This is a genomic window from Ohtaekwangia sp., from assembly GCF_036786105.1.
GTDB lineage: Bacteria > Bacteroidota > Bacteroidia > Cytophagales > Cyclobacteriaceae > Ohtaekwangia.
This window is the reverse complement of sequence record NZ_DAIQRQ010000104.1, coordinates 1-5,925: the sequence shown is the minus strand read 5'-3', so window position 1 is coordinate 5,925 and position 5,925 is coordinate 1. Positions and strand designations below refer to the sequence as shown.

Below are 5,925 nucleotides of genomic sequence, written 5' to 3'. Positions count from 1 at the left end.
TGCTCAAATTCTTTGCTGATAACTTCTTCAGTAACCTCGCCATTGCTGCTTGATTTGAGCCAGCTCTTCAGAAAGTCATCCGGTAGGTTAATGGATGTATTTTGAATGAAGTAATCTTCGATGTTGTGATCGAGGAAATGTTCCGCTTCGCGCTTGTAGTTCTCGCTTATCGTTTCTTTTACTTTATTAATAAAGTCTTCTTCAGTGGTAACTACATCTTTACCGAATACACGGTCGAATAATTCGGAGTTTACAGCAGCAGGCTCTACACGGCTGATGGTATTGATCTTGAAAGTATATTTTCCTTTCGCAGCCTTTGCTTCTTCTTCAGAAACACCGAGGAGTTGAGCTACGTCGGCATCTTCGGTAAACAGCTTGCTTATTTCGAATTCAACCTCTTCATCTTTCTTCAGCCCGATGAATTTCTTTTGTTCTTTCTTTTCTACTTTTTCGATGGCGATGAACGCGTGCTCCTTTTTAAAGTCGCCTTCTTTCGCGCTCAATTCTCCAAAAAGATTATCGTCAGCCTCAGAAGTTTCAGGATAACTTACTTTGCCAAAACGTTTCTTCAGATCGGTAAGAGTCTCATCGATTGTCTTTTGATCTACTTCGATCGGATAAGAATTTACTTTTACCTTAGAAGATACTTCATAGCTGAAATCTTCCACCATGCCAATCTCGTACTCAAACTCGAAATCTTTTTGTGCATCCCAATCAATCTGGCGGGCCTTCTCCTGGTTAGGAAGCGGATCACCTAAAATCTTGATGTTGTTATCTTTGATATAGTCAGAAAGCTTATGAGAAAGCAGGTGATTGATCTCGTCAACGAGGATAGATTTTCCGAACATTTTTTTGATCACACCACTCGGAACTTTCCCTTGGCGAAAGCCTTTGATGTTGGCTTTGCGCGAATAATCTTTTACTTTTTCTTCAACGTGGGGTTGATAATCACCTTCGGTTAATTTAATTTTAATTACACCTTCAGTGTTGGTCTTTTTGTTCAGTGTTATTTCCAAAGCTTATAACGTTTGATTATTTACCTAAGAAGCCAGAAACCCTCAATGCCCGCGTATTGTTACGAACATAGAGGGTTAGATGGTCCGGATGGAGGGACTCGAACCCCCACGCCTTGCGGCACCAGATCCTAAGTCTGGCACGGCTACCAATTACGCCACATCCGGAAATTGGAGGCGCAAATTTAGAGATTATTCAGAAATAAAGAATAGTTTACGATTTTAATTAATTAACTGCGGAAAAGGGCTCAAAATTCCTTAAAATCCGCCTCAAATTAATAGATACTACATGATGGTAATCGATGCTGAGCAGGAGAAAAAAGAGATCATCAGTCGTTATAGAAGATTACTACGCAAAGCCAAGCCTATTCTAAAAGATGGCGATGCTAAACTGATAAAAAAAGCCTTTACCCTGTCCCTTGAAGCGCATAAGGACATGCGCAGAAAGTCTGGGGAACCATTTATTTTCCATCCGCTGGCTGTAGCGGAAATATGCGTGGAGGAAATCGGGCTGGGTACCACCTCAATTATAGCAGCCCTCATGCATGATGTGGTAGAAGATACTGACATTGAGCTTGCTGACATTGAACGGATGTTTGGCAAAAAGATCGCCCGCATTATCGATGGTCTTACAAAGATTCGAGGTGTTTTTGAATATGGAACTTCGCAGCAGGCTGAGAACTTCCGCAAAATGCTATTCACCTTGTCGGAAGATGTGCGGGTGATCCTCATCAAGCTGGCCGATCGCCTGCACAACATGCGTACACTCGACAGCATGCCGCGCAACAAACAGCTAAAAGTTGCCAACGAAACGATCTATCTCTATGCTCCATTGGCGCACCGTCTGGGGCTAAATGCCATCAAAACAGAGCTGGAAGATCTTTACCTACGCTTCACTGACCGCCCGATATACAGTTCTATCGCAGAGAAAATAGATGCCACAAAAGCTGCACGAAATAAATTCATCAAGCAGTTTATGGTTCCTATTAAAGAGGAGCTGGATAAACTCGGTATCGAATATGAGATCAAGGGTCGCCCCAAGTCCATCCACTCTATATGGAATAAAATGCGCAAGCAGAATATACCTTTCGAAGAGGTATTTGACCTGTTTGCCATCCGCATCATACTCGATACCTCTATGGAACATGAGAAGGCGTTGTGCTGGCAGGTATATTCCATCGTAACGGATTATTACACACCGAACCCCGATCGCCTTCGCGATTGGATCAGTACACCGAAAGCCAATGGTTATGAATCGCTGCACACCACGGTTATGGCGAAGAACGGGCAGTGGGTGGAGGTACAGATTCGAAGCAAACGCATGGATGAAATTGCTGAGAAAGGCTATGCGGCGCACTGGAAATATAAAGATACCAATACCACGGCAGAATCCAACCTCGAAAAATGGCTGGCACGTGTGCGTGATCTGCTCGAACAGAATAATCACTCTGCCTTGGACTTTGTTGATGATTTCCGCGGTAATCTTTTTAGTGAAGAAGTATTTGTCTTTACTCCTAAAGGCGAACTAAAAACATTGCCTTATGGAGCTACTGCGCTGGATTTCGCTTTTGAAATTCATACACAAGTGGGCTCCAAATGCATTGGTGCCAAAGTCAATAATAAACTGGTACCCATCAACTATGTGTTGAAGAATGGCGACCAGATCGAAATCCTTACTTCCGCCAAACAGAAGCCGCATGAAGACTGGCTGCGTTTTGTAGTGAGTTCCAAAGCCAAGTCGCGCATTAAAGATGAACTGAAAGAAGACAAGAAGAAATCTGCAGAAGAAGGAAAAGAAATTCTGCTGCGAAAACTTCGTCAGCTGAAAGAAGATCCTACACAGCAGTTACTGGAACAGATGCGTGAGCATTTCAAAGTGCAGGCGAATTTCGAATTATACTATCGGGTGGGAAGGGGTTTCATTACTGCGGCCGACATCAAGAAGTTTGTTGAAAATAAACCGACTTCTCCGCTCAAAAACCGTCCAAATGTTCAGGTGGCAGATGCGAAAACCATCGAGCAGGAGATTACGAAGATGAAAGGTCGCTACGAAGATATCCTGCTAGTGGGAGAGGATATGGACGTGGTAGATTATAAACTCGCCAAGTGCTGTACACCAATTCCTGGTGATGATGTTTTTGGTTTTGTAACGGTTAGTGAGGGGATAAAAATCCACCGCACGAATTGCCCGAACGCCCCCGAGTTGTTATCGCATCATGGCAACCGGGTTGTAAAGGCTAAGTGGACTTCTCAACATGAAGTGGCATTTCTTACCGGTTTGAAGATTCGTGGTACTGATCGGGTAGGCCTTATTAATGATGTTTCGAAAATCATTTCGGAAGAGTTGAAAGTAAATATGAGCTCCATGTCCATTCACACCGACTCCGGAATCTTTGAGGGCGAGATTATGCTTTATGTAAATGACACCCGTCACCTCGAACAGCTCATAGAGAAACTGCGTAGTGTGGAAGGAGTGGTGAAAGTGAGCCGTTTTGATTCAAAAGAATAAGCATTGACAAATATTCTTGGAATAGACGATGGACTGTTTTGCCGGTCAATCCACGCATGTGGTGCCTCACATGGTTTTAAGGTTAACTCCCTGATTATACGGAGAGTTATAACAAGTAGTGCAAATCATCCAAACCTGATTATCTTTGCCCGTTAATTCATGGCACTCAATCCAAAATTATACGAAGAAGTAAAGAAGATCTTCACCGCATACCTTGAAAACAAGGAATTACGGAAAACACCAGAACGCTACGCGATCCTGGAAGAGATCTATTCTCGCGATGGTCATTTCGATGTAGAATCACTCTACATCAGCATGAAAAATAAAAATTACAGGGTAAGTCGTGCCACCGTCTATAATACGCTGGATCTTCTCGTAGAATGCGACTTGGTAAGTAAACATCAATTCGGCAAGAACCTGGCCCAGTACGAAAAGTCGTATGGATATAAACAACACGATCACCTGATCTGTACCGAATGTCATAAAGTGGTTGAGTTTTGTGATCCGCGCATTCAAAACATTCAGAATACAGTAGAGGAGATTTTACATTTTAATGTTGTGCACCACTCCCTGATATTGTACGCATCCTGCACCAAGCAGAATTGCGAGAACAAGATTGCCGCTTCAAACTAGCCTATGAACTTCACCCACGAAATAAAAAAAGAACGACTGCTGATTAGCCTTTCGGGAGATCTGATCGGAGAAGACAACGGCACCGCTATTCTGGAGATAGCCACGAACGCCATTCACGAAAAAGTGCTGGCCTGTATAATTGATATTTCGAACCTGCGCTATATTAATAGTAGCGGTATTGGCGTGTTAATTACGATTCTTACAAAATTCAGAAATAAAGGCGGAGAGGTTTATTTGATGAGGCCATCCGAAAGTGTTCAGAAGTTATTGGTTATCACCAAGCTGAATGCAATTTTCCAGATCATACAATCGGAAACAGAAGTAATTAAGTAAACTATATATTTAAGATTTTCACGAATGTCTAAGGTAGATGTTTTATTGGGCCTTCAATGGGGCGATGAAGGTAAAGGAAAGATTGTGGACGTACTGGCACCGAAGTACGATGTTGTTGCAAGATTTCAAGGAGGTCCCAACGCAGGTCACACCCTAGAGTTTGATGGCATAAAACACGTTCTGCATCAAATACCTTCTGGTATTTTCAGAGAAACCACCCGGAATGTGATAGGGAATGGTGTTGTATTAGACCCAATCATTTTCAAAACCGAAATTGAAAAACTGGCCAAGTACAACCTCAATACCAAAAAGAATCTTTTTATATCCAAAAAAGCAACATTGATCCTGCCAACACACCGTTTATTGGACGCTGCTTACGAAAAAGCAAAAGGCGAGAATAAAATCGGATCAACCTTAAAAGGTATTGGCCCTACCTATCAGGATAAGATAGGAAGACAAGGTCTGCGCGTTGGAGATATTCTTGCCGATAATTTCAAAGACCGTTTGAAGAAACTCACAGATATCCACTTCAAGATATTGAAAGAACATCAAGTAGAGTTTAATTGGAATGAATTGGAAAGCCAGTTCCTGGATGCTATAGATTTCCTGAAAGGATTCAATCTCATTGAAAGTGAATATTTCCTGAACGAAGAATTAAAAAGAGGCTCCAGTATCCTGGCAGAAGGTGCACAGGGAGCATTGCTTGATATAGATTTTGGAAGCTATCCATTCGTTACCAGTTCCAATACTGTTACAGCCGGTGCCTGCACAGGGCTCGGTGTGGCACCTCGAAACATAGGAGAGGTGTATGGAATCTTTAAGGCGTATAGCACCCGCGTTGGCAGCGGTCCGTTCCCAACAGAATTGTTGGACGATCAGGGAGAATTAATGCGCAAGGAAGGAAATGAGTTTGGATCTACAACAGGAAGACCTCGCAGATGCGGATGGATTGACTTGCCTTCATTAAAATATTCGATCATGATCAACGGTGTTACACAACTATTGATGATGAAAGCAGATGTGCTCAGTATTTTTTCGACCATAAAAATTTGTACAAAATACCAGTTGAAAGACGGTACAATCACCGATATGATACCGTACGAGCAAGTCAATGAAAAAATTTCTCCAATTTATACTGAGATGAAAGGATGGAATTCTGACTTGCGAAAATCAAAACAAAGTTTGCCATCTGAGTTAAATGACTATATAAAGTTTCTGGAAACTGAACTAAATGTTCCTATAACATTGGTATCAGTAGGCCCTGATCGTACCGAGACTATACATCGGAATTAACACTCTCGTAAAATATTTTTAATCAGCACTTGCAGCACCAAAAGCTTCTTCTACCTTTGCAACCCCAATCGCAGTCGGCGAGAGAAAAGGCAGAAGAATTTTGACATTTTGGAGTAGATCTTGATTTTTTGAGGGGTTGTTGAA

General features: G+C 42.2%; 5 protein-coding genes and 1 tRNA gene. 4 read left to right on the top strand and 2 right to left on the bottom strand.

The window, feature by feature from the left end; all coding sequences use genetic code 11:
- Together V7Q33_RS22635 and V7Q33_RS22630 are read right to left on the bottom strand one after the other, a co-directional pair.
- Window positions 1–1,016 (bottom strand): trigger factor (locus V7Q33_RS22635; RefSeq protein ID WP_333821395.1); only part of this gene is annotated, 1,016 nt, incomplete at its 3' end.
- Window positions 1,017–1,096: 80 nt separating this feature from the next.
- A tRNA-Leu gene (locus V7Q33_RS22630) sits at window positions 1,097–1,181 on the bottom strand.
- A gap of 121 nt (window positions 1,182–1,302) precedes the next feature.
- On the opposite strand from V7Q33_RS22630, the gene V7Q33_RS22625 reads away from it, so the two are divergent.
- The 4 genes from V7Q33_RS22625 to V7Q33_RS22610 all read left to right on the top strand — a co-directional run bounded on the left by V7Q33_RS22625 (window position 1,303) and on the right by V7Q33_RS22610 (window position 5,781).
- On the top strand, window positions 1,303–3,522 hold the full coding sequence (locus V7Q33_RS22625) for a RelA/SpoT family protein (RefSeq protein ID WP_331977082.1): 2,220 nt from the start codon (window positions 1,303–1,305) through the stop codon (window positions 3,520–3,522).
- A 159-nt stretch (window positions 3,523–3,681) separates the two neighbouring features.
- Window positions 3,682–4,155, top strand: coding sequence for a Fur family transcriptional regulator (locus tag V7Q33_RS22620; protein WP_331977080.1), 474 nt, complete (start codon window positions 3,682–3,684; stop codon window positions 4,153–4,155).
- A 3-nt stretch (window positions 4,156–4,158) separates the two neighbouring features.
- Window positions 4,159–4,488: an STAS domain-containing protein gene (locus tag V7Q33_RS22615; RefSeq protein WP_331977079.1), complete on the top strand. Its 330-nt coding sequence runs from the start codon at window positions 4,159–4,161 to the stop codon at window positions 4,486–4,488.
- 24 nt (window positions 4,489–4,512) lie between these two features.
- Entirely contained in the window at window positions 4,513–5,781 is a 1,269-nt protein-coding gene (locus tag V7Q33_RS22610) for an adenylosuccinate synthase (RefSeq protein ID WP_331977077.1), read from the top strand.
- Window positions 5,782–5,925: the final 144 nt, after the last annotated feature.

What these genes read in the sequence shown, in the direction of transcription:
- V7Q33_RS22625 (WP_331977082.1), top strand. Translation starts at nt 1,303, where the DNA reads ATGATGGTAATCGATGCTGAGCAGGAGAAAAAAGAGATCATCAGTCGT.
- V7Q33_RS22620 (WP_331977080.1), top strand. Translation starts at nt 3,682, where the DNA reads ATGGCACTCAATCCAAAATTATACGAAGAAGTAAAGAAGATCTTCACC.
- V7Q33_RS22615 (WP_331977079.1), top strand. Translation starts at nt 4,159, where the DNA reads ATGAACTTCACCCACGAAATAAAAAAAGAACGACTGCTGATTAGCCTT.
- V7Q33_RS22610 (WP_331977077.1), top strand. Translation starts at nt 4,513, where the DNA reads ATGTCTAAGGTAGATGTTTTATTGGGCCTTCAATGGGGCGATGAAGGT.